Origin of the sequence: Actinoplanes sp. NPDC051470 (genome assembly GCF_040682035.1) — a bacterium.
GTDB lineage: Bacteria > Actinomycetota > Actinomycetes > Mycobacteriales > Micromonosporaceae > Actinoplanes.
The window spans coordinates 109,484-125,403 of the sequence record NZ_JBFBAA010000002.1; the positions used below are offsets into that span (position 1 = coordinate 109,484).

General features: G+C 72.7%; 17 protein-coding genes. 6 read left to right on the top strand and 11 right to left on the bottom strand.

Annotated features, from left to right (window positions below; genetic code table 11):
- Positions 1-304 precede the first annotated feature (304 nt).
- Positions 305-1,360 carry an NADAR family protein gene (locus AB0M54_RS05600; RefSeq protein ID WP_364469680.1) on the top strand — a complete coding sequence of 352 codons (1,056 nt, stop codon included), beginning with the start codon at positions 305-307 and terminating at the stop codon, positions 1,358-1,360.
- Here AB0M54_RS05600 and AB0M54_RS05605 read toward each other — a convergent pair.
- Positions 1,354-2,349: a serine/threonine protein phosphatase gene (locus AB0M54_RS05605; RefSeq protein ID WP_364469316.1), complete on the bottom strand. Its 996-nt coding sequence runs from the start codon at positions 2,347-2,349 to the stop codon at positions 1,354-1,356. The two genes, AB0M54_RS05600 and AB0M54_RS05605, sit on opposite strands and share 7 nt — an antisense overlap.
- A 199-nt stretch (positions 2,350-2,548) precedes the next feature.
- Here AB0M54_RS05605 and AB0M54_RS05610 point away from each other — a divergent pair, with 199 nt between their 5' ends.
- Entirely contained in the window at positions 2,549-3,340 is a 792-nt protein-coding gene (locus AB0M54_RS05610) for a methyltransferase domain-containing protein (protein WP_364469682.1), read from the top strand.
- 30 nt (positions 3,341-3,370) lie between these two features.
- Here AB0M54_RS05610 and AB0M54_RS05615 read toward each other — a convergent pair whose 3' ends face one another.
- Genes AB0M54_RS05615 through AB0M54_RS05630 form a run of 4 tightly spaced genes read right to left on the bottom strand, consistent with a single transcriptional unit; the run spans position 3,371 to position 7,608 of the window.
- On the bottom strand, positions 3,371-3,922 hold the full coding sequence (locus tag AB0M54_RS05615; RefSeq protein ID WP_364469318.1) for a copper resistance CopC family protein: 552 nt from the start codon (positions 3,920-3,922) through the stop codon (positions 3,371-3,373).
- The gene (locus AB0M54_RS05620; protein WP_364319920.1) at positions 3,919-5,052 is read right to left on the bottom strand and encodes a Dyp-type peroxidase; all 1,134 of its coding nucleotides are present in this window, start codon (positions 5,050-5,052) and stop codon (positions 3,919-3,921) included. Before AB0M54_RS05620 ends, AB0M54_RS05615 begins: the two co-directional genes overlap by 4 nt.
- Positions 5,049-5,618, bottom strand: coding sequence for a copper chaperone PCu(A)C (locus AB0M54_RS05625; protein WP_364469320.1), 570 nt, complete (start codon positions 5,616-5,618; stop codon positions 5,049-5,051). Before AB0M54_RS05625 ends, AB0M54_RS05620 begins: the two co-directional genes overlap by 4 nt.
- The gene (locus AB0M54_RS05630; protein ID WP_364469322.1) at positions 5,545-7,608 is read right to left on the bottom strand and encodes a cytochrome c oxidase assembly protein; all 2,064 of its coding nucleotides are present in this window, start codon (positions 7,606-7,608) and stop codon (positions 5,545-5,547) included. The genes AB0M54_RS05625 and AB0M54_RS05630 overlap by 74 nt, the downstream gene beginning before the upstream one ends.
- A gap of 101 nt (positions 7,609-7,709) precedes the next feature.
- On the opposite strand from AB0M54_RS05630, the gene AB0M54_RS05635 reads away from it, so the two are divergent.
- Complete coding sequence (locus AB0M54_RS05635) at positions 7,710-9,158, top strand: PepSY domain-containing protein (protein ID WP_364469325.1); 1,449 nt, start codon at positions 7,710-7,712, stop codon at positions 9,156-9,158.
- A gap of 104 nt (positions 9,159-9,262) precedes the next feature.
- Here the strand turns inward: AB0M54_RS05635 and AB0M54_RS05640 are convergent, their stop codons facing one another.
- The 3 genes from AB0M54_RS05640 to AB0M54_RS05650 are packed head-to-tail and all read right to left on the bottom strand — an operon-like array spanning position 9,263 to position 10,504.
- Complete coding sequence (locus AB0M54_RS05640) at positions 9,263-9,709, bottom strand: SRPBCC domain-containing protein (RefSeq protein ID WP_364469327.1); 447 nt, start codon at positions 9,707-9,709, stop codon at positions 9,263-9,265.
- Positions 9,702-10,046, bottom strand: coding sequence for a metalloregulator ArsR/SmtB family transcription factor (locus tag AB0M54_RS05645; protein WP_364320484.1), 345 nt, complete (start codon positions 10,044-10,046; stop codon positions 9,702-9,704). The genes AB0M54_RS05640 and AB0M54_RS05645 overlap by 8 nt, the downstream gene beginning before the upstream one ends.
- Positions 10,046-10,504, bottom strand: a complete 459-nt coding sequence (locus AB0M54_RS05650) for an SRPBCC family protein (protein WP_364319929.1) — start codon at positions 10,502-10,504, stop codon at positions 10,046-10,048. Before AB0M54_RS05650 ends, AB0M54_RS05645 begins: the two co-directional genes overlap by 1 nt.
- A gap of 156 nt (positions 10,505-10,660) precedes the next feature.
- Here AB0M54_RS05650 and AB0M54_RS05655 point away from each other — a divergent pair, with 156 nt between their 5' ends.
- Together AB0M54_RS05655 and AB0M54_RS05660 are read left to right on the top strand one after the other, a co-directional pair.
- Positions 10,661-11,434, top strand: a complete 774-nt coding sequence (locus tag AB0M54_RS05655; protein ID WP_364469329.1) for an SDR family NAD(P)-dependent oxidoreductase — start codon at positions 10,661-10,663, stop codon at positions 11,432-11,434.
- A gap of 77 nt (positions 11,435-11,511) precedes the next feature.
- A complete protein-coding gene (locus AB0M54_RS05660) occupies positions 11,512-11,757 on the top strand; it encodes a hypothetical protein (protein WP_364469331.1) in 246 nt (81 codons plus the stop codon).
- Here AB0M54_RS05660 and AB0M54_RS05665 read toward each other — a convergent pair.
- Together AB0M54_RS05665 and AB0M54_RS05670 are read right to left on the bottom strand one after the other, a co-directional pair.
- A complete protein-coding gene (locus AB0M54_RS05665) occupies positions 11,736-12,038 on the bottom strand; it encodes a hypothetical protein (RefSeq protein ID WP_364469333.1) in 303 nt (100 codons plus the stop codon). The two genes, AB0M54_RS05660 and AB0M54_RS05665, sit on opposite strands and share 22 nt — an antisense overlap.
- 78 nt (positions 12,039-12,116) lie before the next feature.
- Positions 12,117-13,121, bottom strand: a complete 1,005-nt coding sequence (locus tag AB0M54_RS05670) for a LacI family DNA-binding transcriptional regulator (protein WP_364469335.1) — start codon at positions 13,119-13,121, stop codon at positions 12,117-12,119.
- Between the two features lie 53 nt (positions 13,122-13,174).
- Between AB0M54_RS05670 and AB0M54_RS05675 the strand changes: the two genes are divergently transcribed.
- Positions 13,175-13,984 (top strand): phytanoyl-CoA dioxygenase family protein, encoded by an 810-nt coding sequence (locus AB0M54_RS05675; protein ID WP_364469337.1) that lies wholly within the window; start codon positions 13,175-13,177, stop codon positions 13,982-13,984.
- Here AB0M54_RS05675 and AB0M54_RS05680 read toward each other — a convergent pair.
- Complete coding sequence (locus tag AB0M54_RS05680; RefSeq protein WP_364469339.1) at positions 13,968-15,902, bottom strand: EAL domain-containing protein; 1,935 nt, start codon at positions 15,900-15,902, stop codon at positions 13,968-13,970. The two genes, AB0M54_RS05675 and AB0M54_RS05680, sit on opposite strands and share 17 nt — an antisense overlap.
- Between the last annotated feature and the right edge of the window lie 18 nt (positions 15,903-15,920).

Sequence of the window (15,920 nt, forward strand, 5' to 3'; positions counted from 1 at the left end):
CCCGGTTACCCGCGGCGGACTGGATTCGTTGTGCGGCGCCCAGGCTCAACGGCCTTCGTGCCGGTGCGCCGCGCGCCTCCGCCACCGATTCGGGCGCCTGGCCGCCGTGAGTTCGGGAAGCAGGCGAAGCCGAGCGTTCCGGTTCTTGGTCCTGAGTGTTCTCCCGCATCGCCGACCTCGCTCTCTCGAGCGTGCACTGACTCCAGGGTCGGACCGCTTCCGGGACGGAGGTAGTCCGGGAGCACTCGCATGAAGGCAGCCGCAGTTGCCCTAACGGGCAGCCGACTACGGTGAGCCGGTGACCATGTCCCGGCGGACCTATCGCGACGTCGACGGCCTGCGGGTCGAAGGCATCTGGCGGCCTGTCTTCATCCGCAACGGCGGGCACTACTTGCTCTCCGATCTCGTCGTCTACGCCGACGGCGCGATCGACACCGGCAGCGGCCTCACCGATCTGGACGGGCTGCAAGCAGAACTGCGTAACGGCCGGGTCGCCACCTCGCTCGACGAGGGCGGGCTCGCGTCGGCCCATCACGTGGGCACCTGGCGGTTCGCCGAGCCGCGGGGCTGGCTCGACGCGGACATGCTGGTCGGTGAGGTCGCCGACGAGATCGACCGGCTCAACGACCGCCCGGACTCGACCGGCCGGTGCCTGATGGCGGTCGAGACGTACCTGGGCGACCCGACCGAGGCGAACCGCCTCGCCGTCCGCGACCGCTACCTGGCCATCCCCGAGCACCTGCGGGTCTACGCCCTCGGCGACATGGACCGGAAGGACCAGCCGTTGAAGGCCCTGATCGACGGGGACGAGCGGGCGGTCGAGTACTTCCGGAAGCGGGGCCGCGGCACCGCCGAGTGGACGGCTCGCGTTCCCGCCGACGGCCCCGAGCAGGCCGAGCGGGCCACCCTGACGCTGTCCCGGCACTACTACCCGAACGGCTGGCCGGCCGACCCCGGCATCCAGGTGCTGCAGAACGACTACGCGGCCGTCATCACGGTCGACGGCCACACCTATCCGACCGTGACCCACGCCTACTGGGCCCTGTCGACCAGCGACGAGGAGACGCACAACCGGATCGCCGTCGCCCCGCGCGTCCACGACGCGGCCGAGTTGGCCAAGGAGGCGCCGCGCCGCGACAACTGGCCGGTGGCGCGGCTCGCGGTGATGGCGGCGCTGATGCGGGCGAAGTACGTCCAGCACCCCGCGCTCGGCGAAACCCTGCTTGCCACCGGCGACGCCCGCATCATCTACAGCGACCACGACTCGGCCTACTGGGTCCGGGGCGGCACCAACTGGATCGGCCGGTTGCTCGAGGTCATCCGCTCCGAACTGGCGGCCGAGCAGGCCGGCTTCTACTGATCCGCGGCCCGGTCGATCTGCTCGGCGGGGTACGGGGTCCGGCGGTCCGCCTCGAGCCGGCGCCAGAAGTCGAGCGTGCTGGCCGCGACGTCCCGGTTCCGGGCGATCGCCGGCTTGTCGTGCCGGGCCAGCCAGTGGTGCAGGTGCGCGCGGACGTAGGCGGCGTCGTAGCCGCGGTGCCGCTCCAGAAACGCGGCCTCCTCGGCGTCGAGGTCGAAGCCCTCGTGCAGCGCCAGCCCGAAGTCGGCGAAATAGACCCGCTGCCCGTCGGTCAGCAGGTTGTGGAAGTGCGCGTCGAGGTGCAGCAGGCCGTGCGATCGCATGAACTCCGCGCCGCGCCGCAACTCCGCGTCGGCCCACTCCGCGCCGGCCCACTCCGCGCCGGCCGACTCCGCGCCGGTCGACCCCGCGCCGGTCGACCCCGCGTCGGCCCACTCCGGGTCGGCAGAGCGCTCGGTCAGCCACCGATCCATGGTGTACGGCAGGAGCTCCAGGAACAGCGTCACCACCGCGGGCGCCTCGGCCAGCGCCACCAGACGCCGCCGGATGGCGGGGGAGCGGTGCCAGTGTTCGTCCCACTGCTCCACGTCGACCGGCTCGGGCGGGTGTGGCCGTACCCGCCAGTGGTACATCAGCGGGAACCCGGCGAACGCCCCGGACAGCACCCACCCGGTGGTCAGCTCGTGGGTGGCGAGCTCACGCCAGGCGCCGAACCCGGCCGACCCGATGCCGTAGTGGTAGTGCATCGGCAGGCCGAAGAGGTTCGCCGTGCTGTGCCGGTGCGCCAGCTCGAGCGCGGTCACCGGCACGTTCTTGACGAACACCGGCACCCCGCCGACCTCGATTGTGCCGGTGTGCCCGCCGACGCCGCCGGCCCGCCCCTCCGCCGCCGCCGCCACCAGCGTGCCGACCTCGGCGTCGCTCATCGCGGCCAGCGCACCGGCGACCCGGGCGTGCCGCCGGGAACGGTCCTGATGATCGTCCGGCACGCCGACGAATCTACGGCCCGCAGCGCTCCGCGACCGGGCCGGGGCCCGGTCGCGGAAGCCCGGCGGTCAGCGGACGGTGAAGCGCTGCGCACCCGGTCGAGGATGCGTTCCGTGAAGGGGCACGACAGTGCAGCGATCAAGGGTTTTTGCCCAACGATTGAACGCGGGCGACGCCTGGCCGTTCGGTCTTGCCGTGAGCATGCCTACGTTCAGTGACAAGGCCCAGCCGCAGTACCTCCGCGACTACCTGGCCATCGCCGCCGCCTCGCCGGACATCGCCCGGGTGCGCGCCACCGCCCTCGACCTGTGGGAGCTCGGAACGGGGGAGCTGCGCCTCCTCGACGCCGGTTCCGGCAACGGCGAGGCCGCCCGCGAGCTGGCCGCCCTGCTGCCCGGCGCCGAGGTGACGGCCGTGGACTTCTCGGCCGACGCGGTCGCCGAGGCCACCCGCGGGCACGACGGCAGCCGGGTCAAATACGAGGTCGGCGACGTGTGCGACCTTCCCTACGAGAACGGCCAGTTCGATGGGGTACGCAGTGAGCGCGTCCTCCAGCACCTGACCGACCCGGACCGCGCCGTGGCCGAGATGACCCGTGTGCTGCGCCCCGGCGGCCGCCTGTGCCTGATCGACACCGACTTCGAGAGCCTGCTGGTCGACGGCTCCCCGGCCGGCTTCAGCGACGTGGTGCGGGAAGCGACCAAGGCGGTGTCGGCCCTCCGGGCCGCCGAGGCGATGTCCTCCGGCCGTACCCTCCGCCGCCGCATGGTGCGGGCCGGCCTGACCGACCTCCGGGCCGAGCCGATCACGGTCGTCCACACCGACGTGGCCGCCGCATCCCGGCTGGTTCCGTTGCAGCGGACCTCGGCGATGGCCGGGGCGCTGGGCGAGCAGCTCGACGCTCTCTTCGAGGTCGTGGAGCAGGCCGCCGCGGACGGCACGTTCCTGCTCGTGCTGACCATGTGGGCGGTCGCCGGCAGCAAGCCCCGCTGACCGTTTTCCGGCACGCGAGGTCCCGCGTCCCTACGCGGGCGTGGGCGGGCGGCCGGCCGCCGCTCGCCTGCGCATGACGAGCCACCACGCCGCGGCGGCCAGCGCCGCCAGCCCGGCCACAACGAGCGCGGGCCGGCCGCGGTCCGCGGGCGCCGGGGGAGCGGCGGCCGCCGCCGACGGCGTCACGGCTGCGGGCTGGGCCGGGTCGGCCACGGTGAAGACGTACGAGCCCTGCACGGTGTGCCCGTCGGTGGACACCACGCGATAGGCGACCGTGTAGGCGCCGTTGGTCAGCGCCCCGCTCAGCGCAACGGTTCCGGCGCCGTCCTGGATGGACGGCGGGGCGGCCGGCACGCGGCGCCGGGCCGTGTCGCTGACCACGATCGTGGTGAAGTCCGGGTTCAGGCTCTGCGAGAAGACCAGCGTCACCGCCGACGGCGCCTTGGCCAGCGTGGCGTCCTTGGCCGGGTCGGCCGACACCAGCGACGTGTGGGCCCAGACCGGCGTGCCCGGCAGGAGGACCGCCACCACCGCGGCCAGCCCGACCGCCGCGCGCCCGGCCGCGGCGCGGGCCCGCCTCACGACAGCACCTGCTCGCCGATCCAGCCGCCGGGCGCGCACCCCGGCGGGATGGCGAAGACGGACGACCCGATCGGCGTGATCCATTCGTTGAGCAGATCCTTGTCGGCGAGGCGTTTCTGGATGGGTACGAACTGACGGGCGATGTCCCGCTGGAAGGCCGCGAAGATCAGGCCGGCGTCGGGCTGCCCGGCCGCGTTCGGCGCGCCGTCGTAGTTGTACGGCCGCCGCAGGATCTTCAGCTCCGGATCGGTGACGTGGGCCCGGGTCACGTGCGCGAAGTCGGGCATCGCCGGCAGGCCGGACGCGTCCAGGGCGACGAAGTCGGGCTCGTCGTGCTCGGCCCGGCCGCTCAGCGGCGCCCCGGTGTCCATCCGGCGCCCGACCGACAGCTCCTTGTCGGTGACCGAGAGCAGGTCCCACTTCTCGATCTCGGCGCGGATCCGGCGTACCACCGCGGTGGTTGATCCGTCGGGGTTCCACACCGCGGTGTCCATGACCGCGCCGCGCGGGTTGGCGGTGCCGTCGAGCTGACCCAGCACGTTGCGCTGGGTGTGCTCGGGCGCCTGCACGCCGGGACTGCGCCGGAAGCCCTGCTGCACCCAGCGCACCGTCCCGAACGGGCGGGTGTCCTTGATGAGCATGCGCTGGGTGTGTGCCACGGTCAGCGGGTCGTCGGCGCAGATCTGGAGCAGCAGGTCGCCACCGGACCACCGCTTCTCGAGCCGGTCGATGGTGAAGGCGGGCAGGTCGGCGACCGGGGAGGTGAGCCCGGCCCGCCGGTAGAGGCCGGGACCGAAGCCGAACGTGATGGTCAGCCGGGCGGGGAGCACGGCCAGTTGCGCGTCGGTGTCGCCCAGCGCCGGCACGCCCTGGGTCAGCCGGCCCGCGTCGTCGGTGAGCAGCCGCATCATCCGGCCCAGCCCGCGCCGGTCGGTGCCGGCGGCCAGGGTGAAGGCCACGAACGCGGCGTGCGCGGGCGGGTCCTGGGTGACCCCGGCCTGGCGTGGGCCGTGGAAGGGAATGATGGCCGTGCCGACATCAACGGAAGCCGAAGCCGGAGAAGGTGTCGTCAGGGCGCCGAGGCCGGCGGCGACGGCGCCACCGGCCAGCAGCCCACGGCGGGTCGTCATTTCGCCATGGGGGACATGGGCATGCCGGACGAGGGCATCTGCATGCTCGGGTCGTAGCTCTCCCCGGCGCCCGCGAACGGCTTGGCGATCGCCTTGAACTCGACCTTCGCCCCACCGGCGAGCGCGAGCGTGAACGCCACCTCGTCGCCGGCCTCGATGTCCTGCGCGGGCTTCATCAGCATCAGGTGGTCGCCGCCCGGCCCCAGCTCGTGGGTGCTCTTGGCCTTGATCACGAAGCCGCCCTCCTTGGGCCGCATGATCATCTTGCCGTCCTTCATGGTCATCTCGTGCAGTTCCATCGGCGAGGCGGGCGATTCCGCGCCCCGCAAGGTCACGTCGGCGTCGGTGTCGTTGACCAGCACCCCGAACGCGGCCGTCATCACGCCGGCCTTCGAGGCCTTCACCCACGGGTCCTTCACGGTCAGGGCCGAGGCGGCAACCGCTCCGGCGGACGGTGTGGTCGCCGGTGTGCCGCCCGCCGTGGCACCGGTGTCACCGCAACCGGTCAGGCCGAGGCTCGCGAGCGTCGCGGTCAGGATGATCGTCGCCAGCTTCTGAGTTCGCATGCCCGTTGGTCGTGACCAGCTCGCGCGAAGTTCCCGCCAAAACCGATTTTGCGACGGTACGGTCGACCCGCGCCTGTTCCCGCTCGTCGGCCCGGATCCACCGGCGCACCAACAGCAGCAGCACGATCACGCCCGGGATCTCGCCGAACGCCCACGCCAGCCCCGCGCCCAATCGCTGGTCGGTCAGCAGATCAGAGGCCCAGGCCGGGTGTACGGCAGCAAACCAGCCTTCAGCCAGGTCAAAGGGTGGTGGCGGGGCTGCGGATGGCCAGTCCGCCCCGATCACCGTGGTGGACTGGAGCAGCACGAAGCCGAAGAACGCGTGCGCGGCCATCGCCAAGAAATGCACGCCCAGCAACAGCGGCGCCGGAAGGCGGCGGCGGCCCGGGTCGACCCCGATCAGCACCCCGAAGAGCAGATAGCCGGCCAGCACGAAGTGCACCAGCATGGCCAGATGCCCGAGGTGGTACCGCATCAGCGTGCCCAGCCAGCCGCCGAAGTAGAGCCCGTACAGGCTGACCACATTGATCCCGAGGGCCACCAGCGGATGGGTCAGCCCTCGCAGGGCCCGGCTGTGCGTCACCGCCAGCAGCCACTCGCGCGCGCCGCGCACCTGTGGATCGGCCGGTCGGCGCAACGCCCGCAGCGCCAGCGTCACCGGCGCGCCGCCGACCAGCAGGATCGGCACCGCCATGGACAGCACCATGTGTTGCACCATGTGGACGCTGAACAGGACGTAGGCGTACTTGGCCACGCCCAGGCAGGTGATCGCGGCGAGCAGCAGCAGGCCGGCCAGCCACGACACCGTGCGGCTCAGCGGCCACGTGTGCCCCGCCCGGCGTAGCCGCAGCACGCCGATCAGGTAGCAGGCGATGCCCGCGGCCGCCGCGGTCAGGAAGAACATGTCCGGCAACGGGTCGCCCAACATCCGCGCCGCGCCCGGCGGGCCGGGCGGGGTGAAGCCGAGCAGCTCGACCAGCGGGTCGGGCCGGGCGAGCGGGTCTTCGTCCGGCGTGGGACTGCGTGACAGCGCCACCGCCAGCCCGATCGTGGCGCCCAGCACGACCAGCTCGCCGGCCGCCAGCCGCAGGAAGGCGTACGGGGCACCGGCTCGCAGCCGAGGCAGGGTGCGGCCGCGGTGGGCTGCCCCGGCCACGCCGACGGCCACCAGCGCCAGCACCTTGAGCATGACGAGTACGCCGTACCGCGACGTCCACAGGGCCGGCCAGTGCTCCAGGCGCACCGCCGCGTTGACCACCCCGCTGACCGCCGCGACGACGAAGCAGGCCAGGGCGAGGCGGCTGTACCGGGCCGCCGTGCCGGCGAAGCGCCGATGCCGGCGTACCGTCAGCAGCCCGGCCAGACCACCCACCCAGGCCGAGGCCGACAACACATGCAGGGCCAAGCTCGTCACCGCGAGCTGGTGGTCGCCGGCCGACGCGGCATGACCGGTGAACGCGGGCGGCAGCACCGCGGCCATCGCCGTGAGAGCGGCGGCCGCGGCCACCCCGCGCGAGACACCGGCCCGGGAGAGCACGACCACCAGCAGCGCGAGGCCGGCCTGCACGAGCAGCGCCTGGCCCTGGGAGATCGAGGTCGCGAAGCTGACCACGGCGGCGCCGCTGAGCCGCGCGACCGGCACGCCCAGGACGTCGGACACGGTCAGCACGACCAGCGCCAGCGACGCGACCGCCCACACCAGAGCCGCCGCGCCGGCCCGGCGCAACGCCACCCAGCCGTGCGCGGCCACGCTGGGCCCGTCCCCCGGCAGCAGGAACGCCGCCGTGATGGTCAGACCGACGGCCAGCACACCGGCGGCGTTGGCCAGCATGGTGACCGCGGGCAGCGCCCACTCGGTGACCGGGCCCGGGCTCGGGAGGCCGGGCAGCACGGCGTCGTCCACCGCGCCCCCCGCGACCAGCGCCGCGATCAGGGCGGCCACGGACGCCCCGGCCACGGCCCCGGCGGTCTTCACTTCTGCGCGCACCATGAACAGTCGTCCGGAACCCGATGAAAAGTTCCTGGGAACTCACGAACGCCTTCCGACGACCGATGGAGCGATCACCTTGTGCCGGAGAATCGAGGAGCCCCATGTCGCCTGCGCGGTCCGGATTCGGGCAGCTGCTGCTGAGGCTGCACTTCTACGCCGGCCTCCTGGTGGCGCCCTTCCTGCTGGTGGCCGCGCTGACCGGCATCGCGTACGTCTTCACGCCACAGATCGAGAAGGCGGTGTACGCCGACGAGCTGACCGTGTCGGCCCCGGCCGGCGCCCAGGCGATCCCGCTGTCACAGCAGCTCGCGGCGGCCCGCGCGGTTCATCCCACCGGCGACCTGATCGGGGTGCGGCCGGGGCGGCCCGAGACCACCACCCAGGTCGACTTCACCTCGCCCGACCTCGACGAGGAACACCAGCACACGGTGTACGTGAACCAGTACACCGGCCGGGTCACCGGCCAGATGACCATCTGGTGGGCCACCACGCCGCTGCGTACCTGGTTCGACGACCTGCACACCAACCTCCAGCTCGGCACGGTCGGCTACTTCTACTCGGAGTTCGCCGCGAGCTGGCTGTGGGTGATCGCGCTCGGCGGCGTCATCCTGTGGTTCCGGCGGCAGCGCGGGAAGCGGATGCTGCGCCCCGACCTCGGCGCGAAGAAGGGCGTACGCCGCACCCGGGGCTGGCATGCTTCGACCGGCCTGTGGCTCTCGATCGGCCTGCTGTTCCTGTCGGCGACCGGCCTGACCTGGTCGAACTACGCCGGCGTGAACTTCGGCAACGCCGTCGACGCCCTGGACGGCAGCCGCCCCGAGGTGTCCACCACGCTGACCGCCGCCGCCGCGGCGCCGGCCGCCGGCGGCCACCACGGCGGCGGCGCCCCCACCACGGGCGACACCCCGGTCGACCCGGCCGCCATTGACAAGGTGTGGCCGGCCGCGACCGCCGCGGGCATCGACGGACCGGTGGCGATCACGGTCCCCGGCGACAACGCGACCGCGTGGGGCGTCACCGAGCAGGACGGCCGGTGGCCGATGCGGCGCGACGGGGTCGCCGTGGACGGCGCCACCGGCCAGATCACCGACACGATCAACTATGCCGACTGGCCGTTCATGGCCAAGCTCACCCAGATCGGCATCTACGCCCACATGGGCGACCTCTTCGGCCTGGCCAACCAGATCGTCCTGGCCGCGCTGGCGCTCGGCCTGATCTGCGTCATCGTCTGGGGCTACCGCATGTGGTGGCAGCGGCGCCCGACCCGCACCGGCCGCCGGGCGATCGTGGGCGCGCCGCCGGTCGGGCCCGGCGCCTGGCAGAAGCTGCCGGCCTGGGCGATCGTCGTGGGCGTACCCGTGATCCTGGCCGTCGGCTACTTCCTGCCATTGTTCGGCGTCCCGCTGGCCGCCTTCATCGCCTTCGACGTGCTGATCGCCACCATCCGCCGCCGCCGTCGCACCGCGAGCATCCCGGTGTCCCCGGCCCCGGCGGGCGTGGCGCTGACCTCGCCGCAGGAGGCCTCGGCGCAGGGCGCCGACCAGGGCTGAGCGCGAAACCGGGTGGGGCGGCGCCTCGAAGCCATGAGGTACGCCGTCCCACCCGTATCAGTTGGTCGTCGACCGCCGCCCAGAAGTTCCGGCCGGCACCGACCTCAGTGCCAGTCGCTGATCTGAAGGTCTCGCGGGGCGGGCGCTCCCTGGCCGGTCTCCACCAGGTCCTTCAGGCTCAGCAGGAAGGTCGCCCACTTGGTGCTGCAGTGGTGCATGAACTCGACCGGCTCGCGCCAGCCGCGGTGTCCGAACAGGATGATGGTGTAATCGCCGTCCTGGCGCAGCTTCCAGTCGATGGTGGTGCCGATCCACTCCTCGGGGCCGTCGACCACCCGCCACACCACGCTCTCGGCCGGGCTGGTCTCGATCACCTCCATGTCGAAGCCGCCGACCGGCAGGAACCGGAACCGCAGCACGCCACCGGTGTCACCGTCGCCCTTGGTGTCGGCGGTCCACCAGCCGGCGAGGTCGTCCACGGTCGTCAGCGCCTCGTACACGCGGGACGGGGTGGTGTCCTTGATCCCGATCCGGTGCAGGATGTCAGCCATCGTTCTCCTCCTGAGTCTTCTGGATCGCCTCGGCGATCCGCTTGATCCGGTGCAGCCGCGCGTCCCAGGCCGACCCGACCGACGCCAGCTGGGCGACGGCACGAGCCAGCTGGACGTCGTCCACCCGGTACTGCTTCTCCCGCCCGGCCGGGGTGGTCGTGACGAGGCCGACCCGGTCGAGGACGCCGAGGTGCTTGGCGACCGCCTGCCGGGTCACCGGCAACTGCCGGCTCAACGTGGTCGCGGTGGCGGCGCCGTCGACCAGCAGCAGGTCGAGCATCCGGCGCCGGGTCGGGTCGCCGATCGCGGACCAGAGGTCGTCGTCGACCGCGGTCATCACGGCCGGGCCGCCAGCGTGGCGATGTAGGGCGCCAGGCGCGGCAGGAAGTGGTCCCAGCCGGTGGTGTGGTCCTGGTACTCGTGTTCGAGGACCGCGGCCTCCCAGCCCCGCTCGCGGAATCCGGTCTCGGAGAACTTCACCAGCGTCCCGTCGCCCGAGGGGACCAGGTCGAAGGTGACCAGCAGCGAGTTGCCCACCGCGGCGGGCTCGCCGGCGGGCTGGGTCCAGCGGAACGAGAACCGGCGCGGCGCCTCGGCCTCGACCACGGTGAACGCGACGGCGTGGCCGGTGTCGCGGTCGCCGAACCGGAGCTCGCCGACCGATCCGGGTACGGGGTCGTAGCGCGCGTCGTCCGGCCACCACTGCGCGACGTGCTCGGGTTTGCTGACCACCTCGAAGACGACCTCGGGTGACGCCTCGATGTAGAGCTCCCGCTCGATACTGCCCAGCTCCATGTCCAGCCTCCTGCAACCTTTGGTTGCACGTGACGGTAGTCCGCATCGGGCCGATGTGCAACCATCGGTTGCGAATGGGTGCTGAGGGGGCTCTGCCGGTACCCGGGCTGATCGGGGCTCTGGCTCCGCCCGTACCCCCGCGGGATCTTTGATCTCATGAACGAAACACTCATCACCGGGGCGTCGTCGGGGATCGGCCGGGCGTTCGCCGAACGGCTGGCCGCGGCCGGGCACGACCTGATCGTCGTGGCCCGGCGGAAGGACCGGCTGGCGGAGCTGGCCAGGTCGCTGAGCGGCGTGAACGTCGAGGTCGTGGTGGCCGACCTGGCCACCGACCAGGGCATCGACGCGGTCGCCGAGCTGTGCGCGGCCCGGCCGCTGACGATGCTGATCAACAACGCGGGGCTGGCCCACTACATGCCGACCGGGGAACTGCCCGCGGCCAAGGCGCGTGAGCTGGTCCAGGTCAAGGTGGCCGCGCCCACCCTGCTGACCCGGGCCGCGCTGCCCGGCATGCTGGCCCGCGGCGCCGGCACGATCGTCAGCGTCGCGGGCATGCTCGCCTTCTCGGCCACCGCGCCGGTCCCGGAGCGGCAGGGCCGGGCCGTCTACGTCGGAACGCTGGCCCACACCGTCGCCATGACGCAATCGCTGCACGCCGAGCTGGCCGGCACCCCGATCAAGGCGCACGTGGTCTGCCCCGGCATCGTGGCCACCGAGTTCCACGAGGTGCAGGGCATGGACCTGTCGGCGCTGCCCCGGATGTCCGCCGCCGACGTGGTCACCGCCGCGCTGGCCGGGCTGGACCGCGGCGAGGTCGTCAGCGCGCCCGGGGTCGAGGACTACGGGCTGCTGGAGTCGGTGTTCGGGGCCGACCTGGCGGCGTTCGGCGGCCAGAGCGCGCAGCTCGCCTCCCGCTACCGGAACTAGAGCTTCACCACCAGCTTGGTCGCCGACACACCCTCGCGTGGCCGGCCCGGAGGTTTGACTTCCCCGGGGCTCGGTAGGTGCGGCTGCAGGCGGCGCCGGGTGGCCGTGGCACCGAGCTGCACGTGCGCACGACCGACCCGGAGGCGCCGGACGGCGAGGTGCGCCGGGCGCTGCGCGAGGGACGGTCGCTGCTCGAGATCGGTGAGGTGCTCCGGCCCGGCGGCCCGACCACCGAACCGACCCTGTTCAACAAGCCGCTTCGCGCGGCGACCGGCCGAGGGTCTTCCTCCCCTGAACCCGGCTACGGCGACTGGATCGGGTAGGCGCCGGGGGCCCAGGGCATGCTGCTCGGCTGGGCCGCCGGCGAGTCGCGCCGCTCGGCGGTGGCGAAACCGGCGGCCCGGACGCTCTCCTGGGGCCAGCCGCCGGCCCGGTGGAACAGGTCGAGCGCGGTGCGGGCCACGACGTCGAGCGACTCCTTGGCCTCGACCTCGATCGTCGCGCCGGGCGTCTCGATACGGATCTTGGTGATGGGCGAGTTCGGAACCTCCGCCGCCACCGTCACGGCCGCCACGGGAGTGGGTGTCACCGGGTCATCGCTCACCGCCTCATCCTCGCCTAACCGATCGGCACGACGCGAGCCCAGTCGTTCGCCTCGCGCGTGACGGGCTCGGAGCGCAAGTTAGGCGCTGCCGCGGACCAGGAGGGTGTGGTCGATCGTGATGCGGCGGGCCGGGCCGGTGTAGGGGGTGCGGGCCAGGCGGTCGGCCAGGCAGGTGAGGGCGGCCTCGGCGATGGCCTGCTTGTCGGGGGAGATCGTGGTCAGCGTCGGGCCGGCGTACCGGCCGTCTTCGATGTCGTCGAAACCGGCCACCGCGAGCTGCTCCGGCACCCGCACCCCGCGCTCGGCCGCGGCATGCATCGCGCCCAGCGCGAGCTGATCGCTGAAGCAGAACACCGCGTCGACCGGGGCGCCGCGGTCGAGCAGCCGGGCCATCGCGGCCGCGCCGTCCGCGCGATGGAGCCGGTCGACGGCGATCTCCCGGGCCGGGTCGGCGGGCACACCGGCCTCGGCCAGGGCCTGGCGGAAACCGAGGAGGCGGCGGGCGGCCGTGCCGTTGTGCAGGTGGGGCTGGGCGCCGATCGCGGCGATCGAGCGCCGGCCCAGCGAGAGCAGGTGGCGGGTGGCGTCGGCGGCCGCGGCGACACTGTCCACGGCGACGTGGTCGAGCAGCCCGTCGGCGTCCTGCTCGCCGAGCAGCACCATCGGGGTGGCATCCGGATTTCTCCGCAGGTCGGCCGGGGACAGCGCCCACGGGCTCAGGATCAGGCCGTCGACCGTCTGGCCCCGGACGCCGTCGAACAGCCGGCGCTCGCGCTCGGGGTCGCCGTCGGTCTGCTGCACCAGCAACATCCACGAGCGGGCCTCGGCCGCGCGCACCAGGTGGGCGGCCAGCTCGCTGAAGTAGGGCGACGCGATCTCGGGGATCACCAGCGCGACCAGGCCGGATCGGCCGCCGCGCAGGTGGCGGGCGGCCGCGTTGGGCCGGTAGCCCAGCTCGTCGAGGGCGCGCTGCACCCGCTCGCGGGTGTCCGGCGCGACCAGCGCGAAGCCGGACACCACGTTGGACACCGTGCGGACCGAGACGCCGGCCCGGTCTGCCACCTGTCGGAGATTGGCCGCCACGTGCGGCAATCTACCACTTGCCACGTTGCATGCCACGTTGCAACATGGGTGGCATGACGAACTTCGAGGCCGAACGGGACGCCATCTACACCGACGGCATCACCGCGCTGAAGGGCGCGTTCACCACCGAGTGGGCCGACCGGATGCGCGAGGACATCAACGTCGCCTTCGCCGAGGCGCTCGAACGTCCCGGCGGGGCGGTCGGCCGCGGCCCCAACCGCTACTACGTCGAGATCCACCCCGAGCAGCTGCGCGGGTTCGCCGACCTGGTCGCCCACCCGTGGGTGATGGGGGTGAGCGAGGCGGTGCTCGGCCCCGGCTACGAGATCGTCGAACTGGGCTTCGACGTGCCGCTCGCCGGCGCGGTCAACCAGCCCTGGCACCGCGACTTCCCGGCGCCCGAGATCACCCGGACCGAGCGGGTGCTCAACTCCCTGGCCTTCAACCTGACGGCCGTCGACACCGCCGAGGACATGGGGCCTTTCGAGATCGCTCCGGGTACGCAGTTCGACCACGAACCCGACTTCGACCACGGCATGTTCCCGCCCAAGGACCGGTACCCGCGCTACCAGGAGCGGGCGGTCCGCAAGTTCCCTCAGCGCGGCGACATCTCGGCCCGCTCGGCCCTGACCATCCACCGCGGCACCCAGAACCACTCCGCGAACCCGCGCCCGGTCCTGGTCCTCGGCGTCGACGCCCCCGGCGCCGGCAACGGCGACAAGCACGACCTGGCCGTCACACACGGCTACTGGGAGTCGCTGCCCGCCGCCGCCCGCGACCACCTGCGCTGCCCCGTGGTCGACGAGCTGACCCCGATCACCCAGAAGCACACCATCGAGGGGCTGGTCATGGGCGAGGCGTGAGCAGCAGGCCGGGCAGGTCGCCGGCGGGCTGCGGCCGGGCGAAGTGGAAGCCCTGCGCCAGGTCGCAGCCGATCGCGGCGAGCGCCTCGCCGGTGGCCGCGTCCTCGATGCCCTCGGCCACCACGGTCAGGCCCAGCCTGTGGCCGAGCGTGACCGCCGACTCGACCAGCGCCAGGCTGCCGGCGTCGGTGATCATGTCGCGGACGAACGTACGGTCGATCTTGAGCTCGTCCAACGGCAGGGTCTTCAGGTACGCCATCGAGGAGTAGCCGGTGCCGAAGTCGTCGAGGGACGTCTTCACACCCAGGTCCCGGATGCGGCGCAGCGCCCCGATCGTCGTACCCGGATCGCTCATCACCGTGTACTCGGTGATCTCGACACACAGCAGCTCGCCCGGGACGCCCGCGGTCCGCAGCTGCTCGGCCATCCGGTCGGGGAAACCCGGGTCGAGGAGGGTACGGGTGGAGATGTTCACCGACACCGGCAGCGCCCGCCCGGCGTCGTCCCACCGCCGCGCCTGCGCCAGGGCCGCCGTCAGGACCCAGTCGGTGAAGTCGTGGATCAGGCTGGTCGTCTCCAGCACCGGGATGAACTCGGCCGGTGACACCATGCCCTCGACCGGGTGGTGCCAGCGGGCCAGGGCCTCGACACCGGCGACAGCGCCGCCGAGCAGGTCGATCTTCGGCTGATAGTGCAGGGTCAGCTGCTCGCCGTGCTCCAGGGCCCGGCGCAGGTCGCCCAGCATCGTGATCCGCGCGGCGTACCCCTGGGCCTCCTCGGGTCTGAATCTCCGGAATCCGGATCGTCGCTTCTTCGCGCCGTGCATCGCCAGGTCCGCGTGCACCAGCAGGGCAGTGGCGTCCTCGCCGGGCTCGGCGGTCGCCGCGCCGGCGCTGACCTCGATGTCGACCGTGACGTCGTCCAGCGCGAACGGCGCCAGGAACCCCTCGTGCAGGCGTTTCGCCAGGTCCTCGTCGAGACCCAGGCGGCGGTCCGGCTCGCGGCGGTCCGGCTCGCGGCGGTCCGCCAGCAGGATCGCGAAGTCGTCGCCGCCGAGCCGGCTCACCGTGTCCTCGGCCCGGACCATGGCGATGATGCGCCGGCCGGCCTCGATCAGCAGCAGGTCGCCGATCCGATGGCCGAACCGTTCGTTGACGTCCCGGAACCCGTCCAGGTTGACGACGATGACCGTCGGCGGATCGGCCTCCGCGCCTTGCTCGCCCTTCTTGTCGAGAGCGTCGCCGACCCGGGCGGCGAACGCGGTGCGGTTCGGCAGGCCGGTCAGCGCGTCGATGCCGGCCAGGTGCTCGATCTGCCGGCGCTGGGTACGCTCCGAGCGGCTGTAGAGCGTCAGCACGGTCAGGCCGAGCAGGAAGATCGCGGCGCTGCCCAGGAGCAGCAGCCGCGAGTCGCTCTCGGCGCCCGCCCGGGCGCGCAGGTAGGTCGCCGACTCGGCGGTCACGATCGTCTGCAGGTTCGCCGCGAGCGCGTCCATGGCCGGCTCGACGTCCTGCTCCAGCATGACGCGCGCGGCGGCGACGTTGCCCTCGTCCACCGCCACGAGGTAGCTCCGGACCGTCGGCTCCAGGGCGTCCTGCCGCGCGGCGATCCGCTCGGCGGTGACGCGGTGCTCCGGGTCGATGGTCGCGGCGAGCCGATCGATCGCGGCGTGGGTCCGGTCGTGCAGCGCGAGAAGCTCGGTGCGTTCCACCCCGTCCGGCTCGTTCAGCACCGCCTGCACCAGCGCCATCTCCCGTTGCGAGAGGTAGATGGCTTCCTGGAAAGAATCGATCTTGTCGGCGTCCGCGGCCAGCTGGTCGACGATCTCCGCCTGACGCCAGCTGCCCAGCACGGCCAGACCGGACAGCACGGCGAGAATCGCGCCGAAAGCGACGGTCATTCCCCGCGACGCGCGCATCCTGCCTCCACCGCTGTA